Source organism: Clostridium sp. AF37-5, assembly GCF_003477605.1.
Lineage (GTDB): Bacteria > Bacillota > Clostridia > Lachnospirales > Lachnospiraceae > Eubacterium_F.
On record NZ_QUDR01000001.1, the window covers coordinates 140,052 to 160,678 of the forward strand.

Genomic DNA, 20,627 nt, shown 5'->3' on the forward strand with positions numbered 1-20,627 from the left:
TTTATATATGGCAGGAAATACAATTTTAGTCGTAGATGATGAACAGCGTATGAGAAAATTGGTACGCGATTTTTTGACAAAGCAGAATTTTCGTGTGTTAGAGGCGGCAGACGGTGAAGAAGCCGTAGATGTTTTTATGGAGAATAAGGACATTGTTCTTGTGATTTTGGATGTTATGATGCCAAAGATGGATGGCTGGGAAACCTGCAGGGAAATCCGCCAGTACTCCAAAGTGCCTATTATTATGCTGACGGCACGTGGCGGGGAAAATGACGAACTGCGTGGCTTTGAACTTGGGGTGGACGAGTATATTGCAAAGCCATTTAGTCCAAAGATTTTAGTGGCGCGTGTGGAGGCACTGCTTCGCAGAACCAATTCGGCAAATGAGAAAAATCTCGAATATGGCGGAATTGTGTTAAACCGCTCCGCACATGAAGTTATAATTGATGGTGAGAAAGTGGATTTGAGTTACAAGGAATTTGAGTTGCTTTCCTATTTTATGGAAAACAAAGATATTGCCCTTTCACGTGAACGGATTTTGAATCACGTGTGGGACTATGATTATTTTGGTGATGCCAGAACGATTGATACCCATGTGAAGAAACTCCGCAGTAAAATGGGTGAAAAAGGAAAGTACATTAAGACAATCTGGGGTATGGGATATAAATTTGAAGTATAGGAAATGGAGTGATTATCTTGAAGCGTTCCATGAAAACAAGACTGGTAGCGATTTTTGTCGTTACCATTGTCATTATTATCGGTGTTATCAGTCTTGCAAACGTTGTGCTTTTGCCATATTTTTATCAGTCCAATAAGGTAAGCCAGATGCAGGGCGTTTATTCGCGTGTTATCAATATTTGTGAAAATGTGGATTGGAATAAGATGGACAGCGAGCAAAAAGATACAATTTATGATAAGTTAGACCAGCTTTCGAGCAATACCAACATGAGCATTTATCTTGTGCAGATTCGGGTTTACCAAGGGTCTGGTGATATCGCGGAATTAGCGTATGTATATCCGAGTGACAGTGAGCGTTTGCAGCAGGTAACAAAAAACCAACTTGATAAGTACGTAAAATCAATTTATTTTGGGCAAAAGCTAGACGATAACTGTAAAATGATTACACAGACAGCAAATTATTCGATGTATAATGTGTATGACACGAGAGTAGATTCTAATTTTTTGGAACTCACAGGAAAGATGCCCGATAATTACTGGATTTATCTGCGTAGTAATTATCAGAGTATACAGGAAAGTGCCAGTGTATCGAATCAGTTTATGCTGTATGTCGGAATGATTGTGATGATTGCCGGCGTATTTATTATGTATTTTGTCAGCAATCAATATACGAAGCCGATTCTGCGCTTGGCAGCTCATGCAAAAAATATGCAGAAACTTGACTTTTCAACTCGTTATAAAGATAACCGTGATGATGAAATCGGAGTGCTTGGCAACAGTATGAATGCTTTGTCAGACCGCTTGGAGAAAACCATTTCCGAATTAAAGACAGCGAATAATGAATTGCAGCTGGATTTACAGAGGCGTTCGGAGCAGGAGCAGATGCGGCAGGAATTTTTGGCGAATGTTTCGCATGAACTGAAGACGCCGATTGCTTTGATTCAGGGATATGCAGAAGGATTGCAGGAAAATATTAATGATGATGCAGAAAGCCGTGAATTTTACTGTGAAGTCATTGTGGACGAGGCTGACAAGATGAACAAGATGGTAAAAAAACTACTGAGTTTAAATCAGTTAGAGTTTGGAAATGACCAGGTTCATTTTGAACATTTTGACTTGCGAAGTGTAATTCAGTCGATAGTAAATTCCTCTGATATTTTGTTCCGTCAGAAAGAAGTTACGTTGTCATATCATCCGGATGAGGAACCAATTATGGTTTGGGCAGATGAGTATATGATTGAGGAGGTTGTCAGCAATTATGTGAGCAATGCACTTAATCATGTGAAATACGAGAATAAAATTGAAATTAAGACGATTCGGAAAGGTGACCATGTATGCACCAGCGTATTCAATACCGGAGATCCGATTCCGGAGGAAGATATGGATAAAATCTGGTCGAAATTTTACAAAGTTGACAAGGCAAGGACAAGAGAATATGGTGGCAATGGAATTGGTTTATCTATCGTAAAAGCCGTTATGGATGCCCATAATCAGAAGTTTGGTGTGAAAAATTATGACAATGGTGTCGAATTTTGGTTTGAACTTGACGTGAAAAGTGTTGATTGATGGACGGGATATGTGCTATAATAAATAAACTGGATTTAATTGTAAAAGGAGGGGTTTTTTGAGACAGATACGTTTTTTATGTGCCGTTTTGGCTGTGTCCGTTCTATCCCTTACCGGATGTGCGGATATAAAAAATTTGTCTGAGGAGCAGGAAAATGAAATTGCGGAGTACGCAGCAGGTGTTTTGCTCCAAAATTCTGACAAATATCCGTACCGGCTTATCGCAAAAGAAGAAAAAGAGGTTACAGAAACGCCGACACCGATGCCGGCGACACCGACACCAACATCGGCAGCTGCACAGGCATCAGACGCACCACAGGAATCGCAGCCGGAACAGACAGCAGCTACACCGGAAGATTCCAAAAAGGAAGTATCGTTAGATGATTTATATCATCTGAAAGGTGTTTCGATTTTGTATACTTCTTATCGTCTGGCAGATAAATACGGAAGTTCACAGATTCGTGCCGAACAGGGGAAAAAACTACTTGTTGCAGAGTTTTCACTAAAAAATAATTCCGGTGCGAAAAAAAAGGTTAAACTGATTGACAGACGAAAAATCACCTATCAGCTGAATGTGGACGGAACAACTTATTCTCCACAGATTAGTTTATTGGAGAATCAACTGGATTATTTGGAAACTGTGATTGCGAAAGGAAAGTCACAGAAGGCAGTGTTAGTATTTCAGGTAGATAAAAATGCGACAAACGCTTCTACAATTGATTTGTCGATTGAAGAAGGGAATAGTAAAGCATCAGTGAAAATGAAGTAGGAGGCGTTTATGTATCAGGAAAAAAAAGAAGTCATTTTAGTTACCGCAGAACAAGAACGGCGCAAAGTCAGAACCCTTCATACAATGGGGCTTTATGCAGATGCCGGTCAGTTTGATGATATTGATGACATGGAGTAAGGAGGAGAGAGACAATGGCAGTAGAAACAGGAATTTTATTAGAGAGTGGTACCAATGAGCTTGAATTATTGGAGTTTGTGGTTGGTAATCAGCATTATGGAATCAATGTGGCAAAGATTAATGAACTCTGTCCGTATCAAGAGCCAACGATGGTGCCGAATGCACATGAGTACATAGAGGGAATCTTCATGCCGAGAGAACGGCTGATTACCGTAATTGATTTGGCGAAAGCGTTAGGTGTTCAGCCAAGCGCTGACACATCTCATGATATGTATATTATTACGAATTTTAACCGTCTACACACAGCGTTTCATGTTCAGCAGGTGCTTGGTATTCACCGTGTATCATGGAAAGACATCGCAAAACCGGACTCTACCATTAGTGGAAATGGTAAAGGGGTAGCCACCGGCATTACAAAGATTAACGGAAGAATAATTATTGTTCTTGACTTTGAGAAAATTGTTACGGAAGTTAATCCGGAAACGGGACTTAAGCTGTCTGAGATTGAGGCAATGGGTGAGCGCTCCCGTATTGATTACACAATCCTTCTTGCGGAGGATTCACCGCTGCTTCTTGAGATGTTGAAGAAATGCTTAACAAAGGCTGGCTATTCACATTTGATTCCAACAAGCAACGGACTGGAAGCATGGAACACTTTGGACCGCATGATGAAAGATGGTGCGGTGATTGGAAAAGATATTTCACTTGTTATTACGGATATTGAAATGCCACAGATGGATGGACATCATCTGACCAAGAAAATTAAAGAAGACCCTAGATTTGAAGGACTTCCGGTTGTTATTTTTTCATCTTTGGTAAATGATGAGATGAAACGTAAAGGAGAGGCACTTGGTGTAGATGCCCAGCTTTCTAAACCGGAGATTGGCAGATTGGTTCATCAGCTGGACCTTTTGCTTAAATAAGAAGTTCGTGCTTTGGCAAGAGGAGGTGTGACATTTGACCTTATGTAGAAAATGTGGAAAAGAAATTCCGGATGGCGAAGAATTGTGTGAAGACTGTAAAAATGAAGAATCACAGATGGATGAGGCTTATCTGGAAGAATTGATGCAGAGCATGAGTGATGAAGAGAAAGAACCGGAAAATGCAGGTGAACCGGCACCCGTTATGGACGAACAGGTGGAGGAGAAACCGGCAGAAGAAGCTTCTGATGGAGAAGCGGATGTAAATGAACTTTTGGCACTGCTTTCGCAGGATTATGAAGATTATGATGAGTCGGATTCCGCAGCGCAGCCGGAGGAGGAGGTTCAAACAGCAGAGCCTATGGATGAAAGTCCGGCTGAGACTTCTCTTTTTCGGGAAGATGATGAGGAAAGCGTATTTGCCGATGATGCAGATGCTTTATCTGTAGATGATATTTATGATGATGCACTTTCTGCTGTGGATTACAGTGAGGCAGATGAGGCACCGGAATTTCCTGAAATTGAGGAAGAATTTGTTCCGCAGATGGATGAAGATGCCGGTGATGATTTTGGTGATTTGGCGCTGGATTCTTTGGCATTGGATGATAGTGAAGCGGCTGGTGTGTCCGGAGAGCCGTTGGTGGTTTCAGATGACACAGAGGCAGATGTACAAGATATAAAGCAGGAGAAAGAGAAAAAAGACGGTTTCTTTAAACGTATTTTTGGTAATATCATTACGGAACAGTCCGCAGAGGAAGAAGCCAAAGAGCGTGAGAAAGAGCAGGCTGACGCTGAAGAGAAGAAAGCGGCGAAAGAGGAAAAGAAACAGCAGACAGCAGAGGAAAAGGCAGCAAAAGCAGAGCAGGCAAAAGAAGAAAAAGAAAAAAAAGCAGCAGCAAAGGCAGAACAAGCAGCAGCAAAAGCGGCAGAAAAAGAAGAAAAGAAACGATTAAAAGCCGAGCAGGAAGCTAATGAAGTGGTTGGCAGAATTAATCCGGTTGGTGCTGCGATTGTTATGGTATTTTTCGGACTTCTCTGTGTAGCGGTTGTGTTTGGCAGTCAGGCACTTTCTTATACGACATCCGTAAAAAGTGCGGAGAGTTCTTTTGAACAGCGGGATTATAAGAACGCCTATGATTCTTTGGCAGGAGTCTCTGTTTCGGATTCGTCGAAAGAACTCAAACAGAAGGTGCGTATGTGTATGCAGCTCCAGCGTGAGTATGATGCTTATCAGAATTATTATAAGATGAAGATGTATTTGGAATCCCTGGATTCTTTGATTGGTGGAATTCGTCTTTACGATGCAAACAAAGCAAAAGCGGAGCAGTATGATATGCTCAGCCAGTACAATGAATTGGAGAGTAAACTCGCAAATCAGCTGTACAATGAGTTCGGTGTCAGTGAATCACAGGCACGAAATATTATTGCTTCCGAGACACAAAAGGAATACACAGACCGCTTGCAGGCGATTCTTTTGCAGTGGCAGAAGAGAAATGAAGCAGATGAGAGATAATGAAAAGATAGCTGACCGGTTTTCCGGTCGGCTATTCTAATACAATGACAGAGGTGATACAAAACGATGGTAGCAATTGTAGACTACGATGCAGGAAATATTAAAAGTGTTGAGAAGGCGTTACAATATATTGGGGAACATCCGGTGATTACAAGAGATGTGAAAGAAATTAAGAAAGCAGATCATGTAATTGTGCCGGGAGTTGGTGCGTTTGAGGATGCGATGGAAAAGATGAATCGCTATGAACTGACAAAAGTGCTGCAGGATGTGGCGGCATCCGGTACACCGATTATGGGCATCTGCCTCGGACTACAATTGTTTTTTGAGAGAAGTGATGAGTCAGAACATGATGTAAAAGGACTTTCGCTTCTTCCCGGTGAAATTGTGAGATTTCCGGAAAAAGAGGGATATAAAATTCCGCATATGGGATGGAACTCTTTGAAAATCAATCCGGATTCGAAACTGTTAAAAGGAATTCCTGAGGATGTATATGTGTATTTTGTTCATTCGTATTATTTAAAAGCCAAACATATTGAAGATGTAGCGGCAACAACCGATTATATTGTTCCGGTACATGCGGCAGTGGAACATGACAATATTTTTGCAACCCAGTTTCATCCGGAGAAGAGCGGAGATGTTGGGCTGGAAATTTTGAAGAATTTTGTTTCCATATAGAATAAGACGAAGATAGGAGGAATTTCGGTGTTTACGAAAAGAGTAATTCCATGTTTGGATGTAAATGAGGGAAGAGTGGTAAAGGGAGTTAATTTTGTTAATTTGATTGATGCGGGAGATCCGGTTTCAGTTGGTGCTGCTTATGGAAAAGCAGGGGCAGATGAATTGGTTTTTTTAGATATTACAGCATCGAGTGATGCAAGAGAGATAAAGGCGAACATGGTTCGTAAAGTGGCGGAAACGGTGTTTATTCCGTTTACGGTAGGCGGCGGAATCCGCACGATTGAGGATTTTCGTATGATTTTGCGCGAGGGTGCGGACAAGGTTGCAGTGAATTCAGCGGCAATTTTAAATCCAACACTTGTATCAGATGCCGCGGATAAATTTGGAAGCCAATGTGTCGTTGTTGCGATTGATGCCAAAAGACAGGCAGATGGCAGTGGATGGACAATTTACAAAAATGGCGGTCGTGTAGATATGGGAAAGGATGCCGTGGAATGGGCAATGGAAGCAGAGCGCTTAGGTGCCGGCGAAATTCTTTTGACCAGCATGGACTGTGATGGGACAAAAGACGGCTATGATGTTGAACTGACACGGACGGTTTCTGAAAATGTTTCAATTCCGGTTATTGCATCCGGCGGTGCAGGAACAAAAGAGCATTTTTATGATGCCCTTACGGAAGGAAAAGCGGATGCAGTTTTGGCAGCTTCGCTATTCCACTTTAAAGAACTTGAAATCGTTGAATTGAAAAAATACCTGCAAGAGCGGGGAATCAGTGTACGGTTATAAAAGAGGGAGGTTGTTATGAGTGCTTTGACAGGTGAGTGGGAGCGTGCATTGCACGAAGAATTTTCCAAAGAATATTATAAAAACTTATTCTTTTTTATTCGGAAACAATATAGTGAGACAATTGTATATCCAAAGGCGGATGAGATTTTTACGGCCTTTCATCTCACACCACTTGAGAAGGTTAAGGTTGTGATTTTGGGACAGGACCCTTACCATAATGAAGGACAGGCGCATGGGCTTTGCTTTTCGGTGAAACCACAGGTGGCAATTCCACCGTCTCTTGAAAATATTTACAAAGAACTGCATGATGATTTAGGCTGCAAAATTCCAAGCCACGGTTGTCTGACTTCGTGGGCAAAACAAGGTGTTCTACTTTTGAATACGGTGCTTACGGTTCAGGCACACAAGCCGATGTCACACCGTGGTGTCGGCTGGGAAGAGTTTACGGATGCGGCAATTGCTAAATTAAATACGCAGGATAGACCAATTGTATTTATTTTATGGGGAAAGCCGGCACAGGAAAAGGCGAAAATGTTGACAAATCCGAAGCACCTTGTGCTGAAAGCACCTCATCCAAGCCCTTTGTCGGCGTACCGAGGATTCTTTGGCAGTAAACCTTTTAGCCAGACAAATGATTTTTTGATAAAGAATGGAGAAGTTCCAATTCAGTGGGAGATTCCTGAAAAAATAGAAAATGAATTTTGAATAAGACTCAACTGGATGAGTCTTATTTCATATAGTGAAATATGGCTTATTTTATATGGATATCAGTGAATGTTTTCATAGCAAAACGGCCTTTCTAGTGTTTCCTGATTTGAAATTTTGATATCATTAAAAAATTGTAAAAAAATGAAAAAAACTTCTTGATATATGTGATAGGTTTATGTTACCTTAATGATAAGTATAGAATTATACTAATCTTGTAACAAATTAAACTAAAAGGATTAAAAGACTGGAGGAATATGATGAGGAGATTAAAGCGAAGTTTTTGGGCAAAAGCAGCAGTTGCTGTGGCGTCAATCGCAATTGCAATCGGGGTAATTGGCGGAATTTCATTTGCGTCAAATAATCAGCCTTTTTTGGGAGATTGCATTGAGTACGGAATTGTTTGTAATTATCTGAATCAGACAGCAGATATGGAGACAAACTTTGCCGTAGGTAAGTACCAGGGGAATGGTCATTGGAACGGAAACACGATTTCTGAGAGCAAAGCAAATGCTTCCGGAGAGGTTCGGATTGGAGAAGTTGTAGGAGAGACGAAATTCCGTGGGACGCCTTATGTAGTAGTAAAGGAAAGTGTGAAAGATGAAGTTAAAGCAATGCTTGCATCTGTTTCAAACTATGCAGAATCTGTTGTGAAAAAGGCAGATTACACAACACCAAAAGATGTTAAGGACATGAACAATTATCATGTAGACATTACAGGAATTGATGAAGAAGTTGTATATGTGGATGCGGATGCTATGGTTGAAAATATCACTGCAGGGAAAATTCAGAATGGTGGTGTTAAGGTCACATTGCGAGCAAATCAGTCCTTAGTATTTAATGTATCATTGAAAGATGATGTTCGCATTCCGGAATATAAGATTACTGTAAAAAATGGAAGTAAAACACACGAGGAAATGGCAGAGTCTGTTGTGTGGAATATGCCTTATGTGACGAATTTGAATTTGAACTCAGATGGTATGAGAGCTACGATAATTGCGCCAAAAGCTTTTGTGAATTTGAGTACTACATCCGAAGGATGGCTGGTATGTGATACTGTTGTCAGCAATTCTGGCGAATGGCATATGATTTCAAAGAAAATCCCGAAAGTGACACCAACGCCAAAAGTGACACCAACACCAACGCCGAAAGTGACAGCGACACCGACACCAAAAGTGACAGCAACACCAACACCAAAGGTAACGGCAACACCAACACCAAAGGTAACGGCAACACCAACACCGAAGGTAACGGCGACACCAACACCAAAGGTAACGGCAACACCAACACCAAAGGTAACGGCGACACCAACACCAAAAGTGACAGCAACACCGACACCGAATGTGACGGCGACACCAACACCAAAGGTAACGGCGACACCGACACCAAAAGTAACGGCGACACCAACACCAAAAGTGACAGCAACACCGACACCGAAGGTGACGGCGACACCAACACCAAAAGTAACGGCGACACCAACACCGAAGGTGACAGCGACACCAACACCAAAAGTGACAGCAACACCGACACCAACACCAACGGCAACGCCGACAGCTACACCGGAAGTAACACCGACAACTACACCGGAAGTAACACCAACGGCTACTCCGGAGGTAACACCAACGGCTACTCCGGATGATGATGCAACACCGACACCGGAAGTGACAGCAACAGCTACTCCAAACTTGTTCGATTTTGATGAAGACACACCGAGAGCAAGTAAAGAGCTGACAGACCCGGATACACCAAAAGCATCAGCAACCAGTAAGAAAACAACTACTTTGTTGGATGAAGATGTACCATTATCTGATTCCGCACCGGAAACAGGAGATACAACAAATCTTTTGTTCCCAATGATTGTTATGGGATTGTCTGTATTAGCAATTTTCGGAGTAATTGTATTTAGAAAGAAAATGAACTAAGTTAAGAAGTAAATGAAAAAGAATCTACAAAATGATTCAAAATATAATAAGGAGTTTGCTAAGGCAGACTCCTTATTTCTTACAAATAAAAAGGAGCCGGCCTTTTGGCAGACTCCTAAATTGTGATTCTTTTTATTTGTTTAAATTCTCATTTGCTGTTGCTAACATCAGTTTGATACGATTTAACTGGTTTACTTCGCTGGCGCCGGGATCATAGTCAACGGCTACAATGTTGGCATCTGGGAATGCCTTTCGAATCTGTTTGATAACACCTTTACCAACGACATGGTTTGGCAGACAGCCAAATGGCTGAGTACAAACGATGTTTGGCACATTGCTGTGAATCAATTCAATCATTTCACCTGTGAGAAACCATCCTTCACCGGTCTGGTTACCGTTAGATACGAAAGGCTCTGCATATTTAGCCAGTACGTGAATCTCAGGTGGTGCCTCAAAACGTTTGCTTTCAGCAAGTGCTTTGCAGTATGGCTTGCGGAACTGATTTAACAGCCAGATAGCAGCATTTCCAAGCCACTTACTGGTTTTCTTAAAGCCAAGATGGTCAGCCTTAAATTCACTATCGTAAGCACTGTACATAAAGAAGTCAAGCATATCCGGACAGACTGCTTCAGCACCTTCAGCCTCCAAGAGTTCAACAACATGATTGTTGGCTGCAGGGAGATATTTAACTAAAATCTCACCAACGATTCCAACACGTGGTTTTTTCTTTGTTTCATCTAATTCTATTTCATCAAATTCCTTCACGATTTGTTTGATATTTTTCTTAAGTTCCGACTGCTTTGGTTTTTTCACAGCCTCAATACAGACTTTTTTCCATTTATCGTGAAGAGCGTTTACGGAACCCGGTACCTTCTCGTAAGGGCGGGTACGGTATACGACGCGCATAAACAAATCACCGTAGATTAAGCTGTGAATAGCGGCTTTTAACAATCGGTAATTGATGTCAAAGCCGGAGTTTGTTTCCACACCGGCACTTAACGAAATAACAGGAATTTGTTCCATGCCTGCTTTTTTCAGTGCACGGCGGATAAAGCCGATATAGTTCGTTGCACGGCATCCGCCACCGGTCTGGGTAATGATTAAAGCAGTTTTATTTAAATCGTACTCGCCGGATAACAATGCTTTCATGAACTGTCCGACTACAAGAAGAGACGGATAGCATGCATCATTATTTACATATTTTAAGCCGTAATCCAATTCGCCTACGCCGGTAGGAAGCTGGACAAGATTATAACCACAGGCAGCAAGAGCCGGCATTAAAATGTCAAAATGAATTGGTGACATTTGTGGTGCTAAAATCGTGTAACTTTTACGCATTTCTTTTGTAAATTCAACTCGTTTATAGGCTGAATTTTGAGGAGATGACTTAATTCCCTTGCGTTCGCGGTCTTTCACAGCGGAAATAAGCGAACGGATACGAATTCTTGCGGCACCTAAGTTGTTGACCTCGTCAATTTTAAGAACCGTACATATTTTATTGGAACTTGTCAAAATATCATTGACCTGGTCGGTTGTTACTGCGTCAAGTCCACATCCAAAAGAGTTAAGCTGAATCATATCCAGATTGTTCTGGGTGCGTACAAAACTGGCAGCGGCATAAAGTCTGGAATGATACATCCACTGATCCATCGCAATCGTTGGCCGGTCAACTTTTCCTAAATGGGAAATGCTGTCCTCAGATAATACCGCAATATCGTAAGATGTAATCAATTCCGGAATACCGTGGTTGATTTCCGGGTCAATATGGTAAGGACGACCGGCTAACACAATACCACGCTTGTTGTTATCTGCCATCCATTTTAATACGCGTTCGCCCTCTAAGCGGATATCATTTCTTGTTTTTTGCAATTCTTCGTATGCCTTGTGGGCAGCTTTTCGAATCTCGCCGGCATCAATATTATTTTCTTTGCCGAGATAGCGTACTAACTCATCGGCAAGAATTTTATCGCTTTCAAAGGAGACGAATGGATTCTGGTAGGTAATCGATTCATCTGCCAATTCTTCTACATTATTTTTGATATTTTCTCCATAAGAAGTGACAATTGGGCAGTTGTAGTGGTTGCCCGCTTCATCAAATTCTTTGCGCTCGTAAGGAACACAAGGGTAAAAAATGTACGAAACGCCCTGGTTTAACAGCCATGAGATATGTCCATGAGCTAACTTTGCCGGATAACATTCCGATTCGCTTGGAATCGATTCGATACCAAGTGAATAAATGTTTCGGTTGGAAGCTGGTGAAAGAACGACTTCGTAGCCAAGTTCCGTAAAGAAAGTAAACCAGTATGGATAATTCTCATACATATTTAACACGCGTGGAATTCCGACCTTGCCGCGATATGCTTTGTCCGCAGATAATGGTTTATAGTGGTCAAAAAGACGCTTATTTTTATAGGTGTAAAGGTTTGGAACGTCACGGTTTGTCTTTTCTTTGCCAAGGCCACGTTCACATCGGTTACCGGACACAAACTGACGGCCACCGGTAAAGCGGTTTATTGTAAGGAGACAATGATTGGTACATCCCTTACATCTTGTCATGGAACTTTCAAATTTTAATTCGATAATGTCCTGTAAAGAGAGCATGGAAGAAATTTCTCCCTCTTCGTAATGCTCACGGGCAATCAGTGCGGCACCAAAAGCACCCATGATACCGGCAATGTCAGGGCGAATTGCCTGACATCCGGAAACACGCTCAAAACTTCGTAATACCGCATCGTTATAGAAAGTACCACCCTGAACAACTACGTTTTTACCGAGATCTTTCGGGTCTGTTAATTTAATTACCTTTAACAGGGCATTTTTAATAACGGAAATAGCAAGTCCGGCAGAAATATCTGCGACCGTAGCTCCTTCTTTTTGTGCCTGTTTTACTTTAGAATTCATAAATACGGTGCAGCGGGAACCCAAATCAATTGGATTTTCGGCAAACAGAGCCAGTTTTGCAAAATCTTTTACTTCATAATTCAACGAGCGTGCAAACGTCTCGATAAAAGAACCACAGCCGGAAGAGCAGGCTTCATTTAACTGTACCTGGTCTACGGAGTGATTTTTGATTTTAATACATTTCATATCCTGACCGCCGATGTCCAGAATACAATCAACATCCGGGTCAAAGAAAGAAGCAGCGTAATAATGGGAAACGGTTTCAACTTCACCTTCATCTAACATCAAAGCGGATTTAATCAGTGCTTCGCCGTATCCGGTTGAACAGGAACGCACAATTGTGGCACTTTCCGGGAGCAGTTCATAAATTTCCTTAATTGCTTTAATTGTCGTCTTCAGTGGGCTTCCGTTATTATTATCATAGAATGAGTACAGAAGGGAACCGTCTTCGCCGACAAGAGCTACTTTAGTTGTTGTTGAACCGGCATCTACGCCAAGAAATACATTTCCTTCGTAAGTGGAGATATCTCCCTTCTTTACGCTGTGTACGTTATGTTTTTCGATAAATTCATTGTAATCAGTTTCATCTTTGAAAAGAGGCTCCATACGAGTCACTTCAAATTCAATTTTAATTTCGCCGGAAAGCTTCTTTAACAAAGCACCGATTGTTGTGGCGCCTTTTCCCTCCGAGTTCATGGCTGCTCCGCTTGCAGCAAAAAGATGGGAATTTTCCGGTGCAATAATGGCATCCCCGGTTAAATTAAGAGTGCGGATGAATGCCTGTTTTAATTCTGTTAAAAAGTGCAGCGGACCGCCGAGAAAAGCAACGTTACCGCGAATCGGTTTTCCGCAGGCAAGACCACTGATTGTCTGGTTTACGACAGCCTGGAAAATGGAAGCGGCAAGATCCGGTTTCGATGCGCCCTCATTTATTAAAGGCTGAATATCAGTCTTTGCAAATACACCACATCGTGCGGCAATCGGATATAAAGCCTGGTAATCTTTTGCATAGGTATTTAATCCGGCAGCGTCTGTTTTTAATAAGGTAGCCATTTGATCGATAAAAGAACCGGTACCGCCGGCACAGATACCGTTCATTCGCTGCTCAATACCATCGGTAAAGTAAATAATTTTTGCATCCTCACCACCAAGTTCAATGGCGACATCGGTCTGAGGAGCGTAACTTTTTAAGGAAGTAGCAACGCTCACAACTTCCTGCACAAATGGAATGTCAAGGTGATTTGAGATGGAAAGACCACCGGAACCGGTAATCATCGGTGCGATGTCACAGTCACCAAGTTCGTTGTAAGCACGTTCCATAATTGCACGTAAGGTTTCCTGGATATTTGCGTAGTGACGCTCATAGGCAGAAAACAGTATGTTATTGTTATCATCCAGCACAGCAATTTTTACTGTGGTTGAACCAATATCGATACCTACTCGTTTCATAAGTACCTCCTAAAGTTTCCTATTAAAATCATTTTTTGTTATCTAATTATCGAAACCTTATTATACGACAAAAAGAATGGTTTTGCAACAAAATTAGAAAGAACAAATGGCATTCTTTTGAATAGGATAATAAAAAAAGGCAGGAATCTGAAAATGAATCAACGCTTTTGTAATGGAATGATACATGTCATTCGCTCCGGCGATAATCTTTACCAGTTGAGCAGACGCTACCGTGTTCCGCTCGCACTTATTCTGCGGGCAAACCCTTATGTGGATGTGTATAATTTAAGACCGGGACAGGAAATCTGCATTCCGATGCCCTGTGGAAGCGGACCGATGGCAGGACGGGGAATTCAGCAGGAAAATGTGGAGACAACCGAGCAGGAGACAGAGAAAGAGGATTATGAGGAGGAAAAGAATGCACAGGCAGAGGAAGAAAAAGAGGTGTCTTGTGTCTATCGTGCAGACGGAACAAAAAGCCTCGGAGCCATTTTAAATGAGTGCGGTGTAACGATGGCAGAATTTTTTGAAATGAATAATCCGGAGCAGATTATTATCGCGGCAGATGTCCTTTTTGAAGTGCCAAAGAAGGTTTGACAAAGGTTATTAGAACCTTTATAATGAAATGGATTAGTCAGACTCGGCGATGCCTTGTTTTCGGGGAATCGCCGTTGTCTTTGAAAGGAAGGTGAACAAGCATGATTTCCATTTACAAAACCATAGAAGACGATATGGTGGTGTTTGATAAAATAGAAGAGGGTTGTTGGATATCAGCCATTCACCCAAATGAGGAAGAATTGGCTTTTTTGGAGGAAGAAACCGGGATTGATTTGGATGATTTACGGGCGCCTTTGGATGATGAGGAGCGTTCCCGTATCGAGTTGGAAGATGGATACAATATGATTTTGGTGGACATTCCTTCGCTTGATGAGAAAGACCGGTATGTCACGATTCCTCTTGGTATTTACATGACAAAGGAGCATATTATTACGATTTGTCTGGAAGAATCACCGGTTTTGAAAGCATTTGTAAACCGTAGAGTACGCGAGTTTTACACATTCAAAAAGACTCGCTTTGTATTCCAGATTTTGTATCGCAATGCTGCTTCCTACCTGCGTTATCTGCGTATTATTGACAGAAAAAGTGACCAGATTGAGGAAAAACTGCATATTTCCCAGAAAAACAGTGAGTTGATTGAACTTTTGGAACTGGAAAAAAGTCTGGTTTATTTTACCACTTCCCTGCGCTCAAATGAAGTCGTTTTAGAGAAACTTCTGCGGACGGAGCGCGTTAAAAAATATCCGGAAGATGAGGACTTATTGGAAGATGTCATTATCGAGAATAAACAGGCGATTGAAATGGCAAATATATACAGTGGAATTTTAAGTGGAATGATGGATGCGTTTGCGTCTGTTATATCCAATAACTTAAATATTGTAATGAAGTTCTTGGCAACGGTTACGATTGTTTTATCAATCCCGACGATGATTGCCAGTTTCTTTGGAATGAACTTTGATAATATTCCACTTGGACATTCGCCGTTTGGATTTTTTACCATTATTGTTTTAACGCTTATTATTTCCGGTGTTGTGGCGTTGTTGTTCCGCAAAAAAGATTTGTTTTAATAGGGAAAAGACGATTGTTGAATGGAGGTTAAAAAAGAACTATGAGTTTATTAGACCGATTGGAGAGAACACGGTTTGGAAAATTTGGCATTCCGAATCTGATGCGGTATGTCATTGGAGTTAATATTGTCGGAATTCTGATTAGTCTTGTGAATCCGATGTTTTATTATTCGTATCTGAGTTTGGATATTGCAAGTATTCTGCATGGACAGGTTTGGCGTATTTTTACCTTTGTGTTAAGCCCATCCGGACAGTTTGGCGGTACCGGCATGGTTAGTTTATTGTGGTTTGCAATCTGGATTTTTGTGTATTATTCGATTGGAACAAATCTGGAGCGCATGTGGGGAACTTTCCGCTTTAATTTGTTTTATTTTGGCGGACTTTTACTGGTTGTAATTATGACATTTGTTTTTTATCTGTTTTTACAACTTGGGTTAGTGCCAAATGCTGCAACTGCTTATACGGATTATATGCTTTCCGCCAATATTATGGATGATTTGAACCAGACGATGTTTTTAGCGTTTGCCTTTGCTTTCCCGGATGCACAGTTCCTTGTGTATTTTATTATTCCGGTTAAGGCAAAGTGGCTGAGTATTGTATATCTTTTGATGGATGGCTATATGTTTGTCCGCTATCTGATGAGTGGATATTATTATTCGGCAGCGGTGATTTTGGTTCTTTTATTAAACTTTTTTATCTTCTATTTTATGGGACGTGGTTCTCTTACGCCAAAGCAGGCGTACCATCAGAAGAAGAGAAAGATGGAATATAAGAAAAAAACAGCACCCACACAGGGAAGTGTACCAAGGCATCATTGTGTGATTTGTGGCAGAACGGATGTGGACTCTCCGCAGTTAGAGTTCCGTTACTGCTCCAAATGTGAGGGAAACTATGAGTATTGTTCAGAGCATTTATTTACCCATGAGCATGTGCATCATTAAAAGGAGGAAGGAGTCGGAAAATGGGATTGTTTGGTATTGCGACAAATAGTGTACAAATGTTAGTGTTAGTAGCGGTTTTAACCGTGGCAGTTTTTGCTGTTTTGTATTTTGAAAAATTCCGCTATGAAGTAGAAGGAATTCGGATTTACCGCAAAGACAGCAAAAAGTCATGGACTAATCTACTGCTTGTATTAGCGGCAGCGCTGCTTGTAAAACTGATTTTTGCGGCAGCGTATGAAGGACATGGAACGGATATGACCTGCTTTAGTGCGTGGTCGGATATGATTTTTAAAGATGGATTCTGGAATTTCTATCATTCGGATTCTTTTACGGATTATCCGCCCGGATATATGGCAATGCTGTGGGGCATTGGGGCTCTGCGCAGCATCTTTAATCTGGATGTTGCAACAGGAGCCGGAAGATGTGTTATTAAACTGATTCCGATTTTGTTTGATCTTGGTGCAGGGGCACTGCTTTATAAGATAGCAAAGAGAAAATTTTCTGAAGGTTCTTCTCTTATTTTGTCAGCGACATACGTGCTCAGTCCGGTCGTTGTTCTGGATTCTTCGGCATGGGGACAGGTGGATGGTGTATTTACCTTTTTCCTGTTGCTTGTCTGCTATCTGTGCATGGAAGAAAAGCGTATTTTTGCGTATTTTGCTTTTGTTGCCGGAGTTCTTATCAAACCGCAGATGATTATGTTTGCTCCGCTTTTGATTTGGACAATTATTGAACAGGTTTTCTTAAAAGATTTTTCAAAAGAAAAAATGTTTCGGGATTTAGTAGGCGGCGTTTTATCTCTTGTGGCAATGGTTGTATTTACCCTTCCGTTTGGTGTGGACAAAGTGTTCAGCCAGTATGTGAATACGTTGGGCTCGTATCCGTATGCGACGATTAATGCATACAATTTCTGGGCGTTGTTAGGACAGAACTGGCAGCCGCAGGCAAATTCATTTTTAGGTGTGTCAGCAAGCTCGTGGGGAACACTCGCAATTTTAGTATCCGTTGCACTGAGTGCCGTGATTTTCTTCCGCTTAAAAGATGATAATTCCCGCTATTTTACAAGCATGGCGGTACTTCTTGCCAATATGTTTTTATTCTCAGTGCGTATGCATGAGAGATATTTATTCCCGGCACTTGTACTTATGTTGGCTGCCTTTTTGGTGAAGCCGACCAAACAGTTATTCTTTACTTATGTGGGATTTTCGGCAATTCACTTTTTGAATGTAGGTCATGTTTTGTGGGCGTATGTCGAGGAAAACGAAAATACGGCACCAAACGGACCGTTAATTGGAATTACGGCAGTCCTTACAATTTTAATGTTTGCTTATTTGATTTATGCTTCTTTTTCTGTTTCGGTTATGGAGGATTTAAAAGAGGTATCCGGAGGAAAGAAGAAAAGGAACACCCTTCCATATCTTGTGAAAAATCCGAAGGTGAAAGAGAAAGAACCGGAAGAAGTCTATAAACAACATATTCATGCGACAAGAAGAATGCCTAAATTTACAAAGTGGGATTATATTGTATTGTTTGGAATTCTTGTATTATACAGTGTATTCGCTTTTCGTGATTTGGGTGATACCAAGGCTCCGGAGACTTACTGGCAGCCGGAAAATGGTAATTCCGAGATTGTGTTAGATCTTGGTAAAGCAAAAGATATCGGAATGATTTATACGTTCCTTGGAGCGAAGGAAGACCGTATGATGACGCTTGAAATGTCAGAGGACGGGAAAAACTATGATATGGTCGGCACGGTCAGAGCAACAAGTGTGTTCTGTTGGGATGCATTAAAGACTTGGGACAAAGAATCTCAGGAAGAGGGCGCGGATGATTATAATCTGGCAAAAGATTACCGTTATATCCGCTTAAGTGTTGATGAAGACCAGCTTTTTGATACCTTTATGCTGAATGAATTAGTGATTCTTGACAAAGACGGAAACTGGATGAAACCGGTCAATGCTTCTGAATATAAGAATTTGTTTGATGAGCAGGATTGTTTTGAGCCGCAGAGTGATTTGCCGGAGACTGTCTGGAAAGCTGAAAAAGCTGGAGAAACCGTGACTTTAGATTTGGGTGCAGATAGTTACTTTAGTATGCTGCGCGGCTACTCTACGGAGAAAGCAAATCAGCGGTTTGAAGTGGAAGTGGCAAAATCGGCAAATGATGGTGAGGAGCCACAGTATCAGAAAGTGGGAACGGTAGTCAGTGGTGAGGCTGATGGCTTTAGCAGACTTTCAGAGGAAAATCAGCAAAATGCCGATACTTATTCTTTTGCCAATGATTCGTACCGCTATATCCGCTTGACAACACTTTCGGATAATACAAGTTTGAATGAACTGGTATTGACGGATACGAATGGAAATACGGTGAAAATCCGTGACCATATTGGCGGAGATTCCTTGTTTGATGAACAGGATGGATACCGAAAGGCAATTACCTTTAGGAGCGGCACTTATTTTGATGAAATTTATCATGCGAGAACGGCTTATGAAATTGCGCATGGAATGAGCAATTATGAGTGGACACATCCGCCTCTTGGTAAAGTATTTATCAGTCTTGGTGTGCGCATGTTTGGCATGAATCCGTTTGGCTGGCGAATTATCGGTGTGCTGTTTGGAATCGGGATGATTCCGTTTATGTACTTCTTTGGCAGGCGTTTGTTCAAAAACCGCACGTGGGCGGCCGGTGCATTGACATTTTTGTTTACTTTTGATTTTATGCATTTTACGCAGACAAGAATTGCTACCATTGATGTGTACGGAACATTCTTTATTATAGCAATGTTCTACTTTATGTATCAGTACAGCCAGACAAGTTTTTATGATACAAAATTGTGGAAGACTTTTATCCCGCTTGGCTTAAGTGCAGTGATGATGGGACTTGGCTGTGCATCGAAATGGACGGCAGTATATGCGTCTGCCGGTCTTGCTGTGTTCTTCTTTGCCATTATGGGCTGGCGTATTTTTGAGTACCATCTGGCGAAGAAAAATCCGACGGGCGAAACAGAAGGAATTGCGCATAAACATATTATTGAAGTATTTAAGAAGAAACTTCTTTTAACCCTTGGTTTCTGTGTGATTTTCTTTGTGTTTGTAGCAGGAACGATTTATGTTGCTTCCTATGTTCCGTTTGAGGACAGTGCAAAGGATAACACCGAGCGCTTCTATGAAGTGACAGATGAGAATTATGAAGGATTTAAATGGGAAAATACATTTGTTTCCGGTCTTGTGGATACACTTCGCGACCACAGTGGAAATCCTGTGGCTGAGACGGTCGGAAAAATGTTGAATAATCAGCATGCTATGTATGAATACCACAGCAAACTGGAGGCTACCCATCCATGGCAGTCAAGCTGGTATGAGTGGCCGACGATGATACGACCGATGTATTATTACTGCCAGACTTTGCGGGATGGTATGAAAGAGGGTATCAGTGCCTTTGGTAACCCGCTTGTATGGTGGGCAGGAATCCCGGCATTGATATTGATTCTTCTGCCATTTGGAAGAAGGCGTTCGAACAGACTTGGAAGCAAAACGTCGCAATGGCTTCAGAGTATCGGCTGTGAATTCTTTGTGTTCCTTGCTTTGTGGAGTGTGTTTGTGAAACAGTCTTCAAGTAATGGAGGCGGTGATTCATGGAAGTTATATGGACCGTTCCTTATTGTGCTTGGCGTGGCGTCGGCTTTGTATATTGCTTACCAGCTTGTGACAAGGGGAGACAAAAAAGCCTTGTTTATGGTATTTGCCTATGCGGTTCAATTATTACCGTGGATTTTAGTGCCGCGCTGTACATTTGCCTATCACTATTTTCCAAGTGTGCCATTTGTCGCCATGATGATTGTGTACGGTATGGTAAAACTTGTGGATGCGGACAAAAAATGGTTCAAATGGTGTATGGTTTATCTGGCAGTTGCCTTTTTCCTGTTCTTAGTTTTTTATCCGGTACTTTCCGGACAGCCGATCTATGAGCAGATGGCAAGAGATGGACTGCGCTGGCTGGAAGGCTGGCAGCTTGTCAGCTAAACAAACGATAGAAA

At 41.6% G+C, this 20,627-nt stretch carries 15 protein-coding genes; 14 read left to right on the forward strand and 1 reads right to left on the reverse strand.

What is annotated here, in order from left to right; genetic code table 11:
- Window positions 1–7 precede the first annotated feature (7 nt).
- From DW019_RS00620 to DW019_RS00660, 10 genes are all read left to right on the forward strand, one after another.
- The gene (locus DW019_RS00620) at window positions 8–679 is read left to right on the forward strand and encodes a response regulator transcription factor (RefSeq protein ID WP_022378083.1); all 672 of its coding nucleotides are present in this window, start codon (window positions 8–10) and stop codon (window positions 677–679) included.
- A 17-nt stretch (window positions 680–696) separates the two neighbouring features.
- Entirely contained in the window at window positions 697–2,244 is a 1,548-nt protein-coding gene (locus tag DW019_RS00625) for a HAMP domain-containing sensor histidine kinase (RefSeq protein WP_243024080.1), read from the forward strand.
- Window positions 2,245–2,302: 58 nt separating this feature from the next.
- Window positions 2,303–3,013, forward strand: coding sequence for a DUF4352 domain-containing protein (locus DW019_RS00630; protein ID WP_117477671.1), 711 nt, complete (start codon window positions 2,303–2,305; stop codon window positions 3,011–3,013).
- Between the two features lie 9 nt (window positions 3,014–3,022).
- Window positions 3,023–3,151, forward strand: coding sequence for a hypothetical protein (locus DW019_RS15600; protein WP_279217628.1), 129 nt, complete (start codon window positions 3,023–3,025; stop codon window positions 3,149–3,151).
- Window positions 3,152–3,165: 14 nt separating this feature from the next.
- The gene (locus DW019_RS00635; RefSeq protein ID WP_022378079.1) at window positions 3,166–4,074 is read left to right on the forward strand and encodes a chemotaxis protein; all 909 of its coding nucleotides are present in this window, start codon (window positions 3,166–3,168) and stop codon (window positions 4,072–4,074) included.
- A gap of 34 nt (window positions 4,075–4,108) precedes the next feature.
- Window positions 4,109–5,584, forward strand: coding sequence for a hypothetical protein (locus DW019_RS00640; protein ID WP_118442167.1), 1,476 nt, complete (start codon window positions 4,109–4,111; stop codon window positions 5,582–5,584).
- 66 nt (window positions 5,585–5,650) lie between these two features.
- A complete protein-coding gene (hisH, locus tag DW019_RS00645; protein WP_118442168.1) occupies window positions 5,651–6,259 on the forward strand; it encodes an imidazole glycerol phosphate synthase subunit HisH in 609 nt (202 codons plus the stop codon).
- Between the two features lie 27 nt (window positions 6,260–6,286).
- Complete coding sequence (hisF, locus tag DW019_RS00650; RefSeq protein ID WP_118442169.1) at window positions 6,287–7,048, forward strand: imidazole glycerol phosphate synthase subunit HisF; 762 nt, start codon at window positions 6,287–6,289, stop codon at window positions 7,046–7,048.
- 15 nt (window positions 7,049–7,063) lie between these two features.
- The gene (locus tag DW019_RS00655; protein ID WP_118442170.1) at window positions 7,064–7,753 is read left to right on the forward strand and encodes a uracil-DNA glycosylase; all 690 of its coding nucleotides are present in this window, start codon (window positions 7,064–7,066) and stop codon (window positions 7,751–7,753) included.
- A gap of 257 nt (window positions 7,754–8,010) precedes the next feature.
- Complete coding sequence (locus DW019_RS00660) at window positions 8,011–9,675, forward strand: collagen-binding domain-containing protein (RefSeq protein WP_117477676.1); 1,665 nt, start codon at window positions 8,011–8,013, stop codon at window positions 9,673–9,675.
- 132 nt (window positions 9,676–9,807) lie between these two features.
- On the opposite strand, the gene DW019_RS00665 is transcribed toward DW019_RS00660, so the two are convergent.
- Window positions 9,808–14,025: a 2-hydroxyacyl-CoA dehydratase gene (locus DW019_RS00665; protein ID WP_118442171.1), complete on the reverse strand. Its 4,218-nt coding sequence runs from the start codon at window positions 14,023–14,025 to the stop codon at window positions 9,808–9,810.
- A gap of 153 nt (window positions 14,026–14,178) precedes the next feature.
- Between DW019_RS00665 and DW019_RS00670 the strand changes: the two genes are divergently transcribed.
- From DW019_RS00670 to DW019_RS00685, 4 genes are all read left to right on the forward strand, one after another.
- Window positions 14,179–14,622: a LysM domain-containing protein gene (locus DW019_RS00670; protein WP_118442172.1), complete on the forward strand. Its 444-nt coding sequence runs from the start codon at window positions 14,179–14,181 to the stop codon at window positions 14,620–14,622.
- Between the two features lie 101 nt (window positions 14,623–14,723).
- Window positions 14,724–15,650 (forward strand): magnesium transporter CorA family protein, encoded by a 927-nt coding sequence (locus DW019_RS00675; protein ID WP_118442173.1) that lies wholly within the window; start codon window positions 14,724–14,726, stop codon window positions 15,648–15,650.
- Window positions 15,651–15,691: 41 nt separating this feature from the next.
- The gene (locus DW019_RS00680) at window positions 15,692–16,591 is read left to right on the forward strand and encodes a hypothetical protein (protein WP_117477679.1); all 900 of its coding nucleotides are present in this window, start codon (window positions 15,692–15,694) and stop codon (window positions 16,589–16,591) included.
- Window positions 16,592–16,611: 20 nt separating this feature from the next.
- Window positions 16,612–20,613: a glycosyltransferase family 39 protein gene (locus DW019_RS00685; RefSeq protein ID WP_118442174.1), complete on the forward strand. Its 4,002-nt coding sequence runs from the start codon at window positions 16,612–16,614 to the stop codon at window positions 20,611–20,613.
- Window positions 20,614–20,627 lie beyond the last annotated feature (14 nt).